At 74.5% G+C, this 14,830-nt stretch carries 17 protein-coding genes; 10 read left to right on the top strand and 7 right to left on the bottom strand.

Annotated elements, in window-relative coordinates:
- Window positions 1–114 precede the first annotated feature (114 nt).
- Window positions 115–423, top strand: coding sequence for a co-chaperone GroES (gene groES / locus BLW63_RS12890; protein WP_089303764.1), 309 nt, complete (start codon window positions 115–117; stop codon window positions 421–423).
- Window positions 424–577: 154 nt separating this feature from the next.
- Window positions 578–2,221: a chaperonin GroEL gene (gene groL, locus BLW63_RS12885; protein WP_091156595.1), complete on the top strand. Its 1,644-nt coding sequence runs from the start codon at window positions 578–580 to the stop codon at window positions 2,219–2,221.
- A 166-nt stretch (window positions 2,222–2,387) separates the two neighbouring features.
- On the opposite strand, the gene BLW63_RS12880 is transcribed toward groL, so the two are convergent.
- Window positions 2,388–2,687, bottom strand: coding sequence for a WhiB family transcriptional regulator (locus tag BLW63_RS12880; protein WP_091156592.1), 300 nt, complete (start codon window positions 2,685–2,687; stop codon window positions 2,388–2,390).
- 342 nt (window positions 2,688–3,029) lie between these two features.
- Between BLW63_RS12880 and BLW63_RS12875 the strand changes: the two genes are divergently transcribed.
- A complete protein-coding gene (locus BLW63_RS12875; RefSeq protein WP_091156589.1) occupies window positions 3,030–3,791 on the top strand; it encodes a response regulator transcription factor in 762 nt (253 codons plus the stop codon).
- A 201-nt stretch (window positions 3,792–3,992) separates the two neighbouring features.
- Here BLW63_RS12875 and BLW63_RS12870 read toward each other — a convergent pair whose 3' ends face one another.
- Window positions 3,993–4,397 carry a DUF5319 family protein gene (locus BLW63_RS12870; protein WP_091156586.1) on the bottom strand — a complete coding sequence of 135 codons (405 nt, stop codon included), beginning with the start codon at window positions 4,395–4,397 and terminating at the stop codon, window positions 3,993–3,995.
- Between the two features lie 122 nt (window positions 4,398–4,519).
- Between BLW63_RS12870 and guaB the strand changes: the two genes are divergently transcribed.
- Genes guaB through BLW63_RS12840 form a run of 6 tightly spaced genes read left to right on the top strand, consistent with a single transcriptional unit; the run spans window position 4,520 to window position 10,070 of the window.
- Window positions 4,520–6,025, top strand: coding sequence for an IMP dehydrogenase (guaB, locus tag BLW63_RS12865; protein ID WP_091156582.1), 1,506 nt, complete (start codon window positions 4,520–4,522; stop codon window positions 6,023–6,025).
- Window positions 6,026–6,028: 3 nt separating this feature from the next.
- The gene (locus tag BLW63_RS12860) at window positions 6,029–7,204 is read left to right on the top strand and encodes a GuaB3 family IMP dehydrogenase-related protein (RefSeq protein ID WP_091156578.1); all 1,176 of its coding nucleotides are present in this window, start codon (window positions 6,029–6,031) and stop codon (window positions 7,202–7,204) included.
- Window positions 7,204–8,766: a glutamine-hydrolyzing GMP synthase gene (gene guaA / locus BLW63_RS12855; RefSeq protein WP_091156576.1), complete on the top strand. Its 1,563-nt coding sequence runs from the start codon at window positions 7,204–7,206 to the stop codon at window positions 8,764–8,766. Before BLW63_RS12860 ends, guaA begins: the two co-directional genes overlap by 1 nt.
- Before the next feature lie 33 nt (window positions 8,767–8,799).
- Window positions 8,800–9,288: a GNAT family N-acetyltransferase gene (locus BLW63_RS12850; protein ID WP_091156572.1), complete on the top strand. Its 489-nt coding sequence runs from the start codon at window positions 8,800–8,802 to the stop codon at window positions 9,286–9,288.
- 39 nt (window positions 9,289–9,327) lie between these two features.
- Window positions 9,328–9,624 carry a transcriptional regulator gene (locus BLW63_RS12845; protein ID WP_091156569.1) on the top strand — a complete coding sequence of 99 codons (297 nt, stop codon included), beginning with the start codon at window positions 9,328–9,330 and terminating at the stop codon, window positions 9,622–9,624.
- On the top strand, window positions 9,621–10,070 hold the full coding sequence (locus BLW63_RS12840) for a type II toxin-antitoxin system VapC family toxin (RefSeq protein ID WP_091156566.1): 450 nt from the start codon (window positions 9,621–9,623) through the stop codon (window positions 10,068–10,070). The genes BLW63_RS12845 and BLW63_RS12840 overlap by 4 nt, the downstream gene beginning before the upstream one ends.
- A 1-nt stretch (window position 10,071) precedes the next feature.
- Here the strand turns inward: BLW63_RS12840 and BLW63_RS12835 are convergent, their stop codons facing one another.
- Window positions 10,072–10,770: a helix-turn-helix transcriptional regulator gene (locus BLW63_RS12835; RefSeq protein WP_091156562.1), complete on the bottom strand. Its 699-nt coding sequence runs from the start codon at window positions 10,768–10,770 to the stop codon at window positions 10,072–10,074.
- A 63-nt stretch (window positions 10,771–10,833) separates the two neighbouring features.
- Here BLW63_RS12835 and BLW63_RS12830 point away from each other — a divergent pair, with 63 nt between their 5' ends.
- Complete coding sequence (locus BLW63_RS12830) at window positions 10,834–11,445, top strand: dienelactone hydrolase family protein (RefSeq protein ID WP_091156559.1); 612 nt, start codon at window positions 10,834–10,836, stop codon at window positions 11,443–11,445.
- Window positions 11,446–11,468: 23 nt separating this feature from the next.
- Here the strand turns inward: BLW63_RS12830 and BLW63_RS12825 are convergent, their stop codons facing one another.
- The 4 genes from BLW63_RS12825 to BLW63_RS12810 all read right to left on the bottom strand — a co-directional run bounded on the left by BLW63_RS12825 (window position 11,469) and on the right by BLW63_RS12810 (window position 14,816).
- The gene (locus tag BLW63_RS12825) at window positions 11,469–13,046 is read right to left on the bottom strand and encodes a glycosyltransferase family 39 protein (protein WP_170856750.1); all 1,578 of its coding nucleotides are present in this window, start codon (window positions 13,044–13,046) and stop codon (window positions 11,469–11,471) included.
- Complete coding sequence (locus BLW63_RS12820; RefSeq protein ID WP_091156552.1) at window positions 13,043–13,543, bottom strand: hypothetical protein; 501 nt, start codon at window positions 13,541–13,543, stop codon at window positions 13,043–13,045. The genes BLW63_RS12825 and BLW63_RS12820 overlap by 4 nt, the downstream gene beginning before the upstream one ends.
- 66 nt (window positions 13,544–13,609) lie before the next feature.
- On the bottom strand, window positions 13,610–13,909 hold the full coding sequence (locus BLW63_RS12815; RefSeq protein WP_091156547.1) for a hypothetical protein: 300 nt from the start codon (window positions 13,907–13,909) through the stop codon (window positions 13,610–13,612).
- Window positions 13,902–14,816 carry a PspC domain-containing protein gene (locus BLW63_RS12810; RefSeq protein WP_091156543.1) on the bottom strand — a complete coding sequence of 305 codons (915 nt, stop codon included), beginning with the start codon at window positions 14,814–14,816 and terminating at the stop codon, window positions 13,902–13,904. The genes BLW63_RS12815 and BLW63_RS12810 overlap by 8 nt, the downstream gene beginning before the upstream one ends.
- Window positions 14,817–14,830: the final 14 nt, after the last annotated feature.

Here is a 14,830-nt window from a genome sequence, read left to right as displayed (position 1 = left end):
GCCAATCGACACGGGCACGGGCGCCTGACCCCCGCGACGGCAGGCACCGGCACCGTGCCACAGCATCAGAGCAAGACCCACCAGCCGTCCGATCCCGAAGGGGGCGTCACCGACGTGACGACCGCTACCAAGGTCAACATCAAGCCGCTGGAGGACCGCGTCGTGGTCCAGGCCAACGAGGCCGAGACCACCACCGCCTCCGGTCTGGTCATCCCGGACACCGCCAAGGAGAAGCCGCAGGAGGGCACGGTCGTGGCCGTGGGCCCTGGTCGCGTCGACGACAACGGCAACCGCGTCCCGCTCGACGTCTCCGTCGGCGACGTGGTCATCTACTCGAAGTACGGCGGCACCGAGGTCAAGTACGCCGGCGAGGAGTACCTGGTGCTCTCCGCCCGCGACCTGCTCGCCGTCGTGGAGAAGTAGAAGGACCCCCTGCCCCCACGGCTCGCCCGCTCGCCGCGGGCCCCTGCAGGGGGCCGCACCGCCCAGCCTGACGCGACCGCCCCGGCGACCCGAACTGACCGGGTCCCGGGGCGGTCGTCGTCCCACCTGTCGTTCCCGGATCGGAAAGGGCCCCATGGCCAAGATCATCAAGTTCAACGAGGACGCCCGCCGCGCGCTCGAGCGCGGTGTGGACAAGCTCGCCGACGCGGTCAAGGTGACCCTCGGCCCGCGCGGGCGCAACGTCGTCCTCGACAAGAAGTTCGGCGCCCCGACCATCACCAACGACGGCGTGACCATCGCCCGTGAGGTCGAGCTCGGGGACCCGTACGAGAACCTCGGCGCCCAGCTGGCCAAGAACGTCGCCACCAAGACCAATGACGTCGCCGGCGACGGCACCACCACCGCGACCGTGCTGGCCCAGGCCCTGGTGCACGAGGGCATGCGCAACGTCGCCGCGGGCGCCAGCCCGACGGCGCTGGGCGCCGGCATGCGCGCCGCCGCCGACGCGGTCGCCACGGCCCTCGACGAGGTCGCCATCCCGGTCGCCGACCAGGCCGCCATCGCCGGCGTCGCGACCGTCTCCGCACAGGACGCCGAGGTCGGCGAGCTCATCGGTCAGGCCATGGAGAAGGTCGGCAAGGACGGCGTCATCACCGTCGAGGAGAGCACCACCCTCTCCACCGAGCTCGACGTCACCGAGGGCGTGCAGTTCGACAAGGGCTACCTCTCGCCGTACTTCGTCACTGACCAGGAGGCGATGGAGGCCGTCCTCGAGGACGCCCTCGTGCTCCTGGTCAGCGGCAAGATCAGCGCCCTGGCCGACCTGCTCCCGCTGCTGGAGAAGGTGCTCTCGACCGGCGGCCGCCCGCTGCTGATCGTCGCCGAGGACGTCGAGGGCGAGGCGCTGTCCACCCTCGTCGTCAACTCGATCCGCAAAACGATCAAGGTCGTCGCGGTGAAGTCGCCGTACTTCGGCGACCGCCGCAAGGCCTTCATGACCGACCTCGCCGTCGTCACCGGCGGCCAGGTCGTCAGCGAGGACGTCGGCCTCAAGCTCGACCAGGTCGGCCTCGAGGTGCTCGGCACCGCGCGCCGGGTCACCGTCACCAAGGACGACACGACGATCGTCGACGGCGGCGGCACCGGTGAGGCCATCGGCGACCGGGTCGCGCAGATCCGCCGCGAGATCGAGGCCACCGACTCCGACTGGGACCGCGAGAAGCTGCAGGAGCGGCTGGCCAAGCTCGCCGGCGGCATCGGCGTCATCCGCGTCGGCGCGGCCACCGAGGTCGAGATGAAGGAGAAGAAGCACCGGATCGAGGACGCCATCGCCGCCACCCGCGCCGCGGTGGAGGAGGGCGTCGTCCCCGGTGGTGGCTCGGCGCTGGTCCACGCGGCCGCGGCGGTCGACGCGCTGAATCTCTCCGGTGACGAGCTGACCGGTGCCCGCGTGGTCCGGCGGGCGCTGGACGCCCCGCTGGTCCGGATCGCCGCCAACGCCGGTTTCGAGGGCCAGGTCGTCGTGGCCCGGGTCCGGGAGGCCGGCGCCGGTCAGGGCTTCAACGCCGAGACCGGCGAGTACGGCGACCTGGCCGCGCAGGGCGTCATCGACCCGGTCAAGGTCACCAAGGCCGCGCTGGGCAACGCCGTCTCGATCGCCGCGATGGTGCTGACCACCGACTCCGCCGTCGTCGAGGCTCCCGAGGAGGAGCACGACCACGCCGGCGCCGGGCACCACACGCACGGCCACTCGCACGGCCACGGGCACAGCCACTGACGCTGACCCGCTCGGTGATCAGCTGAGCTGATCACCGCGGCTCCTGGCTCACCACTGGTCGTGAGCCAGGAGCCGCGGCCGTGAGCCAGGACGCCGTCCACTCACCCCGCACACGCGAGAGGGCCGGTCCAGCAGCTGCTGGACCGGCCCTCTCGGCGTCGTGACGCTAGACCCCCGCGGCGACGGCGGCGGGTTCCGCGGCGATCAGCCGGGCCCGCTCCTCCTCGCTCATGCCGCCCCACACCCCGTAGGGCTCGCGTACCGACAGTGCGTGCTTCAGGCAGGACTCGACGACGGGGCAGCGGGCGCAGACCGCCTTGGCGGCCGCCTGGCGACGGGCTCGGGCCGGACCACGCTCGCCGTCCGGGTGGAAGAAGAGAGCCGTGCTCTCCCCGCGGCAGGCGCCGTGCAGCTGCCAGTCCCAGACCTCGGCGACGGGGGTGGGCAGGCGGCGGATGTCGGCCATTCGTCCTCCTCGGCTCGGTGCGAGCCGGAGGGGGCGGTCCGGCTGCATGGGGGCCGGTGCCCGAGGCCTCTGTGGGTCAAACCCGCGGCGACCCTGCATTTTGTCGGCTCCGCTCTCCCCCCGCTGGGTGAGAGCGGGTGTCGCCGCCCCCCGTAGTCGATCAAGGTGGCTGCAGGCCGTGCCGAACACCGCCGCGGGACACCCGTCGGTGGTGCCGGTTCCGGCCGGAGCGACGACGACAGGTCCCCGGACGGGGACCGCACGTCCGAGCGACACCCGGCCGGGGCACCCGGGCGGTGGGACCCGGCCTCACGACGTGGGGTCGGCGAGCGAGGAGCAGGCGTGATCGACGACAGGATGCGCGGACCCGGCCACGGCACGACGTGCGTGTGGGTCTACGACGAGCGCCGGCGGGTCCGCGACGACATCGCGGGCCGCCTGGTGGCACTGCCGTTCGTGGGACGGGTCGAGGTCGTCGGGGACGCCGCCGCTCTCATGGCCCGGCTGGCCACGCGCCAGCCCGACGTCCTGCTCATCGGCACCCAGCGCGCCACGGACTCAGGGCTCACCGTGGCCACCCAGGCGCTGCGGGCGAACCCGCGGCTGCCGGTGCTGGTCCTCGGCGCCCCCGACGACGGTGAGACCGTCCGGGCGGCGGTCGCGGCCGGTGCGCGCGGCTACCTGCGCTGGGACGCGACCGCGCTGGAGATGGGCCTGGGGCTGTCGCGAGTCGGCCTGCGGGTCGACGGCCGCGGTCCCGCGCCGGCCATCCCGCCGCAGCCGGTGCCGCTGGCCTCGGTCGGCGCGCACGCGGGCCACCCCAACGGGACGCCGGCGTGGAACGGCGCCTCCCCGCTGACCGGCGCCGCGCCGGCCACGGTGCGCTCGACGGTCCGCGAGCCCGCGCCGGTGAGCCTCTCGATGCGGGAGATGCAGGTGCTCACCGGCATGAGCCAGGGCAAGAGCAACGCCCAGATCGGCCGCGAGCTGTACCTGTCCGAGGACACCATCAAAACCCACGCCCGGCGGCTGTTCCGCAAGCTGGGCGCCAAGGACCGCGCCGAGGCGGTGGCCACCGGCTTCCGCCGCGGCATGATGCAGTGACATTGCGGTCCTACCGGACCGCACCGCGGCCAGGTGCCGTACCCGACCGGCGCTGAGCCCGGCCCGTCCTTCGTCGGGGGACCCTCCGGGCCCTCGCTCCTCAGGACACGCGGCTCGGGTGCCGTGCTGAACACACGTCGAGCGCCCCCTCCCGCAGCGGGAGGGGGCGCTCAGCGTGTGTTCGACCCGAGCGGCCGCGTCTCAGTCGTCGCGGGCGTGCTTGCCGGCGCGGCCGCCGTCCCCGCCGGGCTCCTCGCGCTCGGCCATCGCGGCGATCCCGTCGGCGTAGCCGCTGGCGTAGTCCCAGCTGACGTAGTCGTCGGGGTCGGGGTCGAACGGCGGCTCGTGGCGGCCGGTCTGCCCCTCCTCGAGCAGTTGGCGGAGGTTGGCCTGCATCAGGGCCCAGTCGACGTGGTGCTCCTCGTCGCAGTCCGGGCAGTCGACGACGATGCCCTTGATGCCGGTCGGTTCGAGCAGCGTCCGGAACACCTCCAGTTCGGCGAGGTCGTCCAGGACGCCGGCCCGTTCCTCCATGGTCAGCGGCGGCGGACCTGGCTGGTCGGCGGACCCGAAGTCGGGCCCGGAGGCGTCGTCCCAAGAACTCACGGGTGCCACGGTAGTGGCCGGACGGGCATCACACAGAGCCCCGCGGGGTGCCGCCTACGATCGGGTGCGGCTCCCCGCGCGCCCAGGAGGGCGCCGGCCGACCGGAGGGGTGGCGGCAACCGATGCAGCCCGATGAGTTCGTCCCCGAGCTGCCGGCGAAGTTCGCGCCGCTCGGACTGACCTACGACGACGTCCTGCTCATCCCGGGCGCGTCCGACGTCGTGCCGGCCGAGGTGGACACCAGCAGCCGGCTGACCCGCGGCATCCGGCTGGCCGTGCCGCTGCTCTCCAGCGCGATGGACACCGTCACCGAGGCCCGCATGGCGATCGCGATGGCCCGCGTCGGCGGCGTCGGCGTCCTGCACCGCAACCTCGCCGCCGAGGAGCAGGCCGGCCAGGTCGACCTGGTCAAGCGCTCCGAGGCCGGCATGGTCACCAACCCGGTGACCGCCTCCCCGGACAACACCCTCGCCGAGCTCGACGCGCTGTCGGCCCGCTACCGCATCTCCGGCGCTCCGGTGGTGGACGCCGACGGCGTCCTGGTCGGCATCTGCACCAACCGCGACATGCGGTTCGAGACCGACAAGAACCGCCTCGTCCGCGACGTCATGACGCCGATGCCGCTGGTCACCGCACCGGTCGGTGTGGACGCCGACACCGCGCTGCAGCTGCTGAGCAGGCACAAGGTCGAGAAGCTGCCGCTGGTCGACGGCGCCGGCCGGCTGCGCGGACTGATCACCGTCAAGGACTTCGTCAAGCGGGACCAGTACCCCGACTCCACCAAGGACGCCGACGGCCGCCTCGTGGTGGGCGCGGCCCTCGGCGTCGGCGACGACGCCTACAAGCGCGCCGGCCTGCTGGTGGACGCCGGCGTGGACGTGCTCGTCGTCGACACCGCGCACGGCCACCAGCGGGCCGTGCTGGAGATGGTGGCGCGGGTCAGGGGCGACTTCGGCGTGCAGGTCGTCGGCGGCAACGTCGCCACCCGCGCCGGCGCGCAGGCGCTCGTCGACGCCGGGGTGGACGCGGTCAAGGTGGGCGTGGGCCCGGGCTCCATCTGCACCACCCGGGTGGTGGCCGGTGTCGGCGTCCCGCAGGTCACCGCGATCTACGAGGCGGCGCTGGCGGCCAGGCCGGCCGGCGTCCCGGTGATCGCCGACGGCGGGCTGCAGTACTCCGGCGACATCGCCAAGGCGCTGGTCGCCGGCGCCGACACGGTGATGATCGGCGGGCTGTTCGCCGGCGTCGAGGAGGCGCCGGGCGAGCTCGTCTTCGTCAACGGCAAGCAGTACAAGACCTACCGCGGCATGGGGTCGCTCAGCGCGATGCAGAAGCGCGGCAACCAGTCCTTCAGCCGGGACCGCTACTTCGCCGACGACGTCCTCTCCGACGACAAGCTGGTCCCCGAGGGCATCGAGGGGCAGGTGCCCTACCGCGGCCCGCTCGCGGGCGTGGCCCACCAGCTCGTCGGCGGCCTGCGCGCCTCGATGGGGTACGCGGGGGCGCAGACCATCGCCGAGCTGCAGGAGCGCGGCCAGCTGACCCGGATCACCTCGGCGGGGCTCGTGGAGAGCCACCCGCACGACATCCAGATGACCGTCGAGGCCCCCAACTACCGGGGGCGCTGAGCCATGAGCGCGCGCGACACCGTGGAGATCGGCCTCAACCGCTTCGCCCGCCGGGGGTACGACCTCGACGAGGTCTCGATCGTGCCGTCCCGGCGCACGCGAGACATGGACGACGTCTCGACCGCCTGGCAGATCGACGCCTTCCGCTTCGACATCCCGCTGGTCACCAGCCCCTCGGACGCCGTCGTCAGCCCGGCGACCGCCATCGCCGTCGGCCAGGCCGGCGGTCTGGGGGTGCTCAACGCTGAGGGGCTGTGGACGCGCTACGACGACCCCACGCCGCTCTACCGCCGGCTGCGTGAGGCGGCCGGCGACGGCCCGCCCCCCGTGGGCCTGCTGCAGGAGGTCTACTGCCGACCGGTCGAGCCCGACCTGGTCACCGCGCGCATCAAGGAGGTGCGTGACGCCGGGGTGACCACCGCCGTCCGCGTCTCGCCGCAGCACACCGTCGCACTGGCGCCGACGGTGCTCGCCGCGGGGGTCGACCTGCTGGTCATCCAGGGCACCATCGTGTCCGCGGAGCACGTCACGGCCCAGGGCGACGCGCTCAACCTCAAGGAGTTCATCGCCGACCTCGACGTCCCGGTGATCGTGGGCGGCGCGGCGAACTACCAGACCGCGCTGCACCTGATGCGCACCGGTGCGGCCGGCGTGATCGTCGGCGTGGGTGCCGACAGCTACTCGACCACCGACGCTGTCATGGGCATCCGGCTGCCGCTGGCCAGCGCGATCGCCGACGCCGCGGCCGCTCGCCGCGACTACCTCGACGAGACCGGCGGCCGCTACGTGCACGTCATCGCCAACGGCCGGATCGAGACCAGCGGGGCCATCGCCCGTGCGCTGGCCTGCGGCGCGGACGCCGTGCAGCTCGGCGAGCCGCTGCGGGCCGCGGCCGAGGCCCCGGGTGGCGGCGTGTGGTGGGACTCCGTGGCCGCGCACCCCCGGCTGCCCCGCGGCGGGACGTCGGCTCCGGTTTCCCCCGCCGGCTCGCTGCACGACGTCCTCCTGGGCGACGCGCGGGCCGCCGACGGCCGCACCAACCTCTTTGGCGCGCTGCGGCGGACGATGGCCAAGACCGGCTACCGCGACCTCAAGGAGTTCCAGCGGGTCGACCTCGTGATAGGGGGAGGGACCCCCCGGGAGGGGACCCCCGGGCAGCAGGGCATCGGCGGGTCGTGATGGACTTCCCGACCGTCCTCGTCGTCGACTTCGGCGCCCAGTACGCCCAGCTCATCGCGCGGCGGATCCGGGAGGCGGGGGTCTACTCCGAGATCGTCCCCTCCGACGTCCCGGCCGAGGAGATCGTCGCCCGCAAGCCGGCGGCGATCGTCCTGTCCGGCGGCCCGTCCAGCGTCTACGCCGAGGACGCCCCGCAGGTCGACCCCACGCTGTTCGGGGCCGGCGTCCCGGCGTTCGGCATCTGCTACGGCTTCCAGGCGATGGCCGCCTCGCTCGGCGGCACCGTCGCGCGCACCGGCGACCGCGAGTACGGCGGCACGCCCCTGACGGTCACCACGCAGGGCCGGCTGTTCGGCGCGCTGCCGGTCGAGCAGTCGGTGTGGATGAGCCACGGGGACGCCGTCAGCGCCGCCCCGCCCGGCTTCACCGTCACCGCCACCTCCACCGGTGCGCCGGTGGCCGCGTTCGAGGACGTCGACCGCAAGCTCGCCGGCGTGCAGTTCCACCCCGAGGTCCGGCACACCGCGCACGGGCAGACGGTGCTCGAGCACTTCCTGTTCGACATCGCCGGGCTGGAGCCGACCTGGACGATGGCCAACGTCGTCGAGGAACAGGTCGAGCGGATCCGCGCCCAGGTGGGTGACCGGCGGGCGCTGTGCGCGCTGTCCGGCGGGGTCGACTCCGCGGTCGCCGCGGCGCTGGTGCAGCGCGCCATCGGCGACCGGCTGACCTGCGTCTACGTCGACCACGGCCTGATGCGCGAGGGCGAGACCGAGCAGATCGAGCGGGACTTCGTCGCCGTCACCGGCGCCGACCTGCGGGTCGTCGACGCCCGCGAGCAGTTCCTCGGCGCGCTGGCCGGGATCAGCGACCCGGAGCAGAAGCGCAAGACCATCGGCCGGGAGTTCATCCGGGTCTTCGAGCAGGCCGCGCTCGACGTGGTGCACGACGCCCAGGCCCACGGCCAGACGGTCGACTTCCTCGTGCAGGGCACGCTCTACCCCGACGTCGTCGAGTCCGGCGGCGGCACCGGGACGGCGAACATCAAGAGCCACCACAACGTCGGCGGCCTGCCCGAGGACCTCACCTTCACCCTCGTCGAGCCGCTGCGCACGCTGTTCAAGGACGAGGTGCGCGAGGTCGGCCTGCAGCTGGGCCTGCCCGAGTCGCTGGTCTGGCGCCAGCCGTTCCCGGGGCCCGGGCTGGGCATCCGGATCATCGGGGAGGTCACCCAGGAGCGGCTCGACGTGCTGCGGCGGGCCGACGCGATCGCCCGCGCCGAGCTCACCGCCGCCGGCCTGGACCGCGAGATCTGGCAGTGCCCGGTGGTGCTGCTGGCCGACGTCCGCTCGGTCGGCGTCCAGGGCGACGGGCGCACCTACGGCCACCCGGTCGTGCTGCGCCCGGTGTCCAGCGAGGACGCGATGACCGCGGACTGGACCCGGCTGCCCTACGACGTCCTGGCCCGCATCTCCACCCGGATCACCAACGAGGTGGCCGAGGTCAACCGCGTGGTGCTCGACGTGACCAGCAAGCCGCCGGGCACCATCGAATGGGAATGACGCGCCGCTGAGATCCGTGGTGTCATCCGCGCCGTGGACGTCGCGATCCGGCCGCTGACCGACGCCGACGTCGACGCGGTGGTCGCCTTCTCCCTCGACGCGTGGGCGCCCGTGTTCGCGAGCTTCGAGGCGGTCATGGGCCCGCGGGTCTACGGCCTGGTCTACCCGGACTGGCGGACCGCGCAGGCCCGCGCGGTGGCCGAGGTGTGCCGCGCGGAGGACGTCGACGCGTGGGTCGCCGACGCCGACGGCACCCCGGTCGGCTTCGTGGCGGTCCGCTGGACGGAGGAGGACGCCACCCCGGTCGGGGAGGTCGAGATGATCGCCGTCGCCCCGGCACACCAGCGGGCGGGCATCGCGGGCCGGCTGCTGGAGCACGCGGTGACCGGGATCCGGGCACGCGGGGTGCCGCTCGCCGTGATCGGCACCGGCGGGGACGACGGCCACGCGCCGGCCCGCGCCCTGTACGAGCGGCACGGGTTCACGGGCCTCCCGCTCGTGCGCTACTACCGCGCCCTCTGACCCGGCCCGGCATGCAGGCATGCCTGCTACCCTGATTGCATGGCTCAGCTGACCGTTCGCACGACCGACGAGCTCGTCGAGCGCGTGCGTGCAGCCGCAGGCCGGCTCGGACGCAGCATGAACGAGTACGTGGTGGCCGTCCTCGGCGCGGCGACCGATCCCGACCTGGCGGGGGACGACGCCGAGCGGATCCGTGAGCGGCTGGCCCGTGCCGGGCTCCTCGCGCCTACCGGACACGCACGTCGGCGTCCGGACCCTGATGCCGTGGCAGCGGCACGAGCCGCTGCCGGACGGGGGACGCAGCTGTCCGACATCGTCGCGTCCGACCGGGCGTGACGGTCTTCGCCGACTCCAGCGCACTGGTCAAGCTCTACGCCGACGAGCCCGGGCACGAGCGCGTTCGCGAGCTGCCCACCCTCGTCGTCGCACAGCTGGCCCGCGTCGAGGTGCCCTCCGCCATCTGGCGGAAGCAACGCCTCGGCGAACTGCACCTCGACGCCGCTCGCCTGTTGACGTCGGCCTTCGAGGCCGACTGGTCCGGCACCGAGGCAGAACCGCCGAGGTTCTCAGCCGTGACGGCGACGGTGGCCGTCCTCGAGAGTGCAGCGCGCCTGTGCGCCGTACACGGGCTACGCGCCTACGACGCCGTCCAGCTGGCCTGCGCATCGGCGGCGCGGGACGCCGTCCCGGAGTGCCGGACGTTCGCGGCCTTCGACCGACAGCTCAGGGCGGCCGCTGCTGCAGAGGGGTTCGACCTGCTCCCCGCGAGCCTCCTCGGGTGACTCAGCCCGCTTCGCCTCGGACGCTCCGGGCGTCGTCCGGCGGGGTGCCGAAGAGCGCCGGGTCGCGGGGTGGCGCGGGCTCGGGGGTGAGCGCGGCGTCCTCGATGCGGTCCCAGCGGAACCAGCGCGGCGCGTCCCGCTCCTGGCACCACGCGACGAGGTACCAGTGCTCGCCGGTGCGGGCCAGCAGGTGGGGCTCCACCCGCCGCCGGGTCGTCGTCCCGTGGCGGTCGCGGTAGCGCAGGGAGAGGACCCGGCGGTCGGCCAGCGCCTGCTCGACCACGGCGGCGGCGCGTGGTCGGGGCGCCGCCTGCCCGCGCACCCACACGCGGCCGGCCAGCCGCTCCACCTCGGCGCGGGCCGCGGGCCCCAGCACGTCGAGCACCTTCTCCAGGGCCGCCCGGCCGTCGACGGCGAACGGCGCGGCGCCGGCCCCGTTCAGCGCCACGGCCACCGCGACCGCCTGCGCCGGGGTGAGGTTCACGGGCGGCAGGGTGGCGGCGGCGTCGAGCACGTACCCGCCGCCCGGGCCGGCGGTCGCCCAGACCGGGACGCCGGCCTGCTGCAGCGCGGCCACGTCGCGCTTGACCGTGCGGGTGGACACCTCCAGCCACCCGGCCAGGCGCTGCGCCGTCCGGCCGCGGGGCCCGGCCCGGCGCAGCTCCTCGGTGAGCGCGTGCAGCCGGTCGGTGCGGTTCACGCCCGGATCGTGGCAGGAGTCGGTGACAGGACGGTGTCACCGAGCGCGCGGCAGGCTCGTCGCATGGCATCCATCGCGCTGTTCCACTCCGTCCTCGGCGTCCGACCCGGGGTCACCGACGCCGCCGACCGCCTCCGGACCGCCGATCACGACGTGCTGGTCGTCGACCAGTACGACGGCCGGGTCTTCGACGACTACGAGGAGGCCGGGGCGCACGTCGACTGGGTCGGCTTCCCGGCGCTGATGCAGGCGGCCGTGGACGCGGTCGCGGGCCTGCCCGACGGCATGGTCGTCGCGGGCTTCTCCAACGGCGCGGGCATGGCCGAGTACGTGGCCACCCAGCGGGCCTGCGGCGGCGCACTGCTGGTCGCCGGTGCGCTGCCGCTGGCGGTGCTCGGGGTCGAGGCCTGGCCGGCCGGCGTGCCGGTGCAGGTCCACCACGCCGAGGACGACCCGAAGCACTCGGCCGAGTGGCTCGACGCCTTCGTCAGCGACGTCCGGCGTGTAGGGGGCGCCGTCGAGGTCTTCAGCTATCCGGGGAGCGGTCACCTGTTCAGCGACCCGAGCCTGCCCGCCGAGTACGACGCCGAGGCCGCGGAGCTGCTGTGGCAGCGTGCGCTGACGTTCCTCGACGTGATAGGCGAGGCGTCGAGTCCCCTCGAGAGGGAGCATTGACCGCCACGGGCGGGCAGCGGCCCCTACGGCCCCGGAGCCCGGAGCGGCGCCCAGCCGACCAGGTGCGCCGACTCGAAGTACCTCCCGTCAGGCTCGACCAGCGGCAGCGGATCCCCGCGCAGCGCCGTCAGGGTCCCGGCCAGTGCCTCGCACTGGCCCTCGTACGTCCGGTAGTGGGTGTGGAACACCAGCCAGACGGCGCTGCCGCCGGCCCGGGCGGAGAGGTCGCGTCCGTACGCCTCCGGGTCGGCGCCCACGTTCCGTTGCGCGTAGTCGACCCAGTCGACGCGCTCCGGCGACCCGCCGGTCGGGTACACCTCCTGCCGCAGGGAGCCGGGCAGCAGGCGGCTGGTGGCGGGGCCGAGCTGGTCGGGGCAGTAGACGACGACGTCGCCGGGCAGCGCCTGGGCCCGCAGCGCGTCGGCGACCGCCGCGGCCTGGGTCTTGTGTTCGACGTACACGTCGGGCACCGCGCTCGCCGTCCCGGACACGACGGCGACCGCGAGGACCGGCGTGCCGATCGCGCGCGGGAGCCGGGCGACACCGACGGCGGCCACCAGGAGGAACAGCGGCAGGACCACGCTGGTGTAGCGGGCGTCGAACGCCGCGCCGGTGAACCGGCCCACCGCCAGGGCCAGCGCGAGGGTCGCGCCGACCGCGAGGGCCAGCGCCCGACCGGGTGGTCGCCCACGGAGGTCGAGCTCGACCCGCGAGCCGGACGCCGAGACCGCAGCGGCCCCGAGCCCGGCGAGCAGCAGCAGTACGGCTGTCAGCACCAGTGTCGAGGGCCGGCTTCCTCCACCGGCCCAGACGACGACCGTCGACAGCACCGCGGTGAACCCCGCCGGAGCGCCCCAGGGCGTCCCCGTGTGCGCGACCTGGTAGAGGAACGACGGCAGCCAGGGGAGGAAGAGCACCCCGCCCGCGGCCATCCACCCGACGGCGCGGGCGGGCGGCCGGCTGCGCGCCTGCCATGCGGACGCCAGTAGCCCCCCGCCGACGACGGCGAGCAGGAACAACGACCAGTAGTGGGTGAGCGCCAGTGCCGCCGTGGTCAGCCCCACCAGGACGCCGCGCACCGCTCCCGGTCGGCGCAGGTAGCCGTCGAGGGCGAGGAAGCCGCAGAGGACCAGCAGGATGACAAGGCTGTACATGCGCGCCTCGGTCGAGTAGTAGGCCGCGAACGGCGAGGCCGCGAGCAGCAGCAGCGCGGCGACCGCGCCGGACCTGCCGGCCAGCCGGGCGCCGGCCAGGGCGGCGGCCGGCAGCGCGGCGACGCCGAGGAGCGACGACAGCCACCGCACCTCCGTGGTCGAGGTGCCGACCACCCGCTCCCAGCCCCACAGCACCAGGGCGTACAGCGGTGGCGCGCCGTCCCGGCGGAGCGCCGCCGGGACCTCCCGGAGCGGCAGGCCGGAGATGTTGACGCTGATCGCCTCGTCGAGCCACAGCGCGGAGGGGGAGTGGACCCGCAGGGCGACGCCCAGCACGACGACGAAACCGACCGCCGCAACCCCCCAGGGACCGGCACGGCGGTCGCCGGAGCCAGCCGGACGGACGGCCTCGCCGACGGCGGAGTCGCCGGGCAGGCCGGCGCTCACGTCGGCTCCCGGTCGGACCGGGCGGCGGGGTGGCAGGCCTGGCCCGGCAGCACGACGACCACGATGGCGACGGGGTCCTCAAGCTCCTGCGTCGGCGGGCGTGGCGGCTGCGCCGGGAGGACGTACCCGACCAGCCCGGCGCCGGTCGACCAGAGTGCGCGCCGGCTGCCGTCCCCCCGGCGTTGCTCGACGCACCACCGGAGGTCACCGGCATCGCGACCCGCCGGCAGCACGTCGCGGTACCACCGGTGGACCGTCGCCACGCTGGTCCCGTCGGGCATGCACCAGCGGACGGAGTCCGAGGCCGCGGGGTCCTGTGCGGCGCACCGGCCGGCCGACGCGGGCACGGGGACACCGGCGTCGGTCCACTGCGCGGCCGGGGGCAACGGCGTCTGCTGGGCCAGCGGGTCGAGCAGGGGCCGGAGGGTCGTCACGCCGACGAGGGCCGCCCCGCCGACCGTGATGACGGCCAGCGCGGCGCGCCCACCGGCGTTCATCAACGGGAGCGTACGCACGAGGGGGCCCGGGGAGCCTGTGCTCCCCGGGCCCCCCGGTGCGGTGGGTCAGCGCCTGCGGCGTGCCCGGCGCAGTTCGCTCACGAGCAGCGCCACACCGCCACCGATGAGCACCAGCCACAGCAGGCCGCCGTCGGTGACCAGGCCGAGCGGCAGCACCGCGCCGGCCATCAGCACGACCGCCAGGACGACGAAGAAGAGTCCCGGGACGAGCGCGGTGAGGTCGACGCCGCGGCGCTCGGGCCGGGGCGGGTCCTCGGTGGTCAGCGGGGTGACGATCTGCCAGTCCCGCAGCTGCTGTTCCTGCCAGGCGGTCGGGGTCGTCGGGAACTCGCTGTAGTCAGGCACGACGCACCTCCACGTCGCCGATGCCGGCGTCGATGGTCAGTTCGATCTCGGGCTGCCCGTCACCGGTCCAGGCCGCAGAGCCGGTGCCGCGGGAGAAGCCGCCGTCGGAGTCCAGGTCGAGGACGTCGACCTCACCGACGCCGCTGCTGACGTCGACCCGGACGTCGGCCGACCGGGGCACGAGCACCTCGACGTCGCCCACGCCGCCGTCGATCCGCGTGGTGACGGGGCCGTCGAGCCGGGACAGGTCGATGTCGGTCAGGTCCAGCGTCGCGTTGCCGATCCCCTGGTCGTAGACCGGTCGGACGGCGGCCGCATCGGCCGGGTTGTAGGTGCGGTCTCCCATGCCGTCCTCCACGGCCCGCCACGGCTCGGCGGCGACCGCGACCAGCGCGACCGAGAGGACGACGCCGAGCGTGATCAGGCCGCCCCTGGCCGTGCGCCCGCCGGAGAAGGCGGCGGCGACCAGGCCGAGGCCGACGACCAGCAGCCCGGTGCCCAGGACGATCCGCGGACCGACGTCCCAGTCGGTGAGCCGGCTGATCAGGACCAGCGAGCCGACGACGATGAGCAGCCCGGCCAGCGTCAGCCCGGGCACCGGCGACCGCGGCCCGGTGGCCCGTGGGGCCCGGGCGACGGCCGCACCGGCCGGGCCGGCCGGCATGAGCAGCCAGAGGAGCAGGTAGACGGGGACGCCGGGGCCGGCCAGGGCCAGCGCGACCAGGCCGACCCGCCACAGCAGCGCGTCGATGCCGCTGTAGTCGGCCAGGCCGCCGGCAACGCCGCCGATGACCTTGTCGCTGCGGCTGCGCCGCAGCGGCGGCCGCACCGGGGGCCCGGGCGGCGGGGCGTACGCGGCCGCCGGCGGGTCCGCCGACGGGGGAGCGGGAGGCGGTGCGGATGTCATGGCACAGACCCTGC

Origin of the sequence: Geodermatophilus africanus, from assembly GCF_900107105.1 — a bacterium.
In the GTDB taxonomy this organism is placed as follows: domain Bacteria; phylum Actinomycetota; class Actinomycetes; order Mycobacteriales; family Geodermatophilaceae; genus Geodermatophilus; species Geodermatophilus africanus.
The sequence above is the reverse complement of the archived record's forward strand: the minus strand, read 5'-3'. Positions and strand labels throughout refer to the sequence as shown.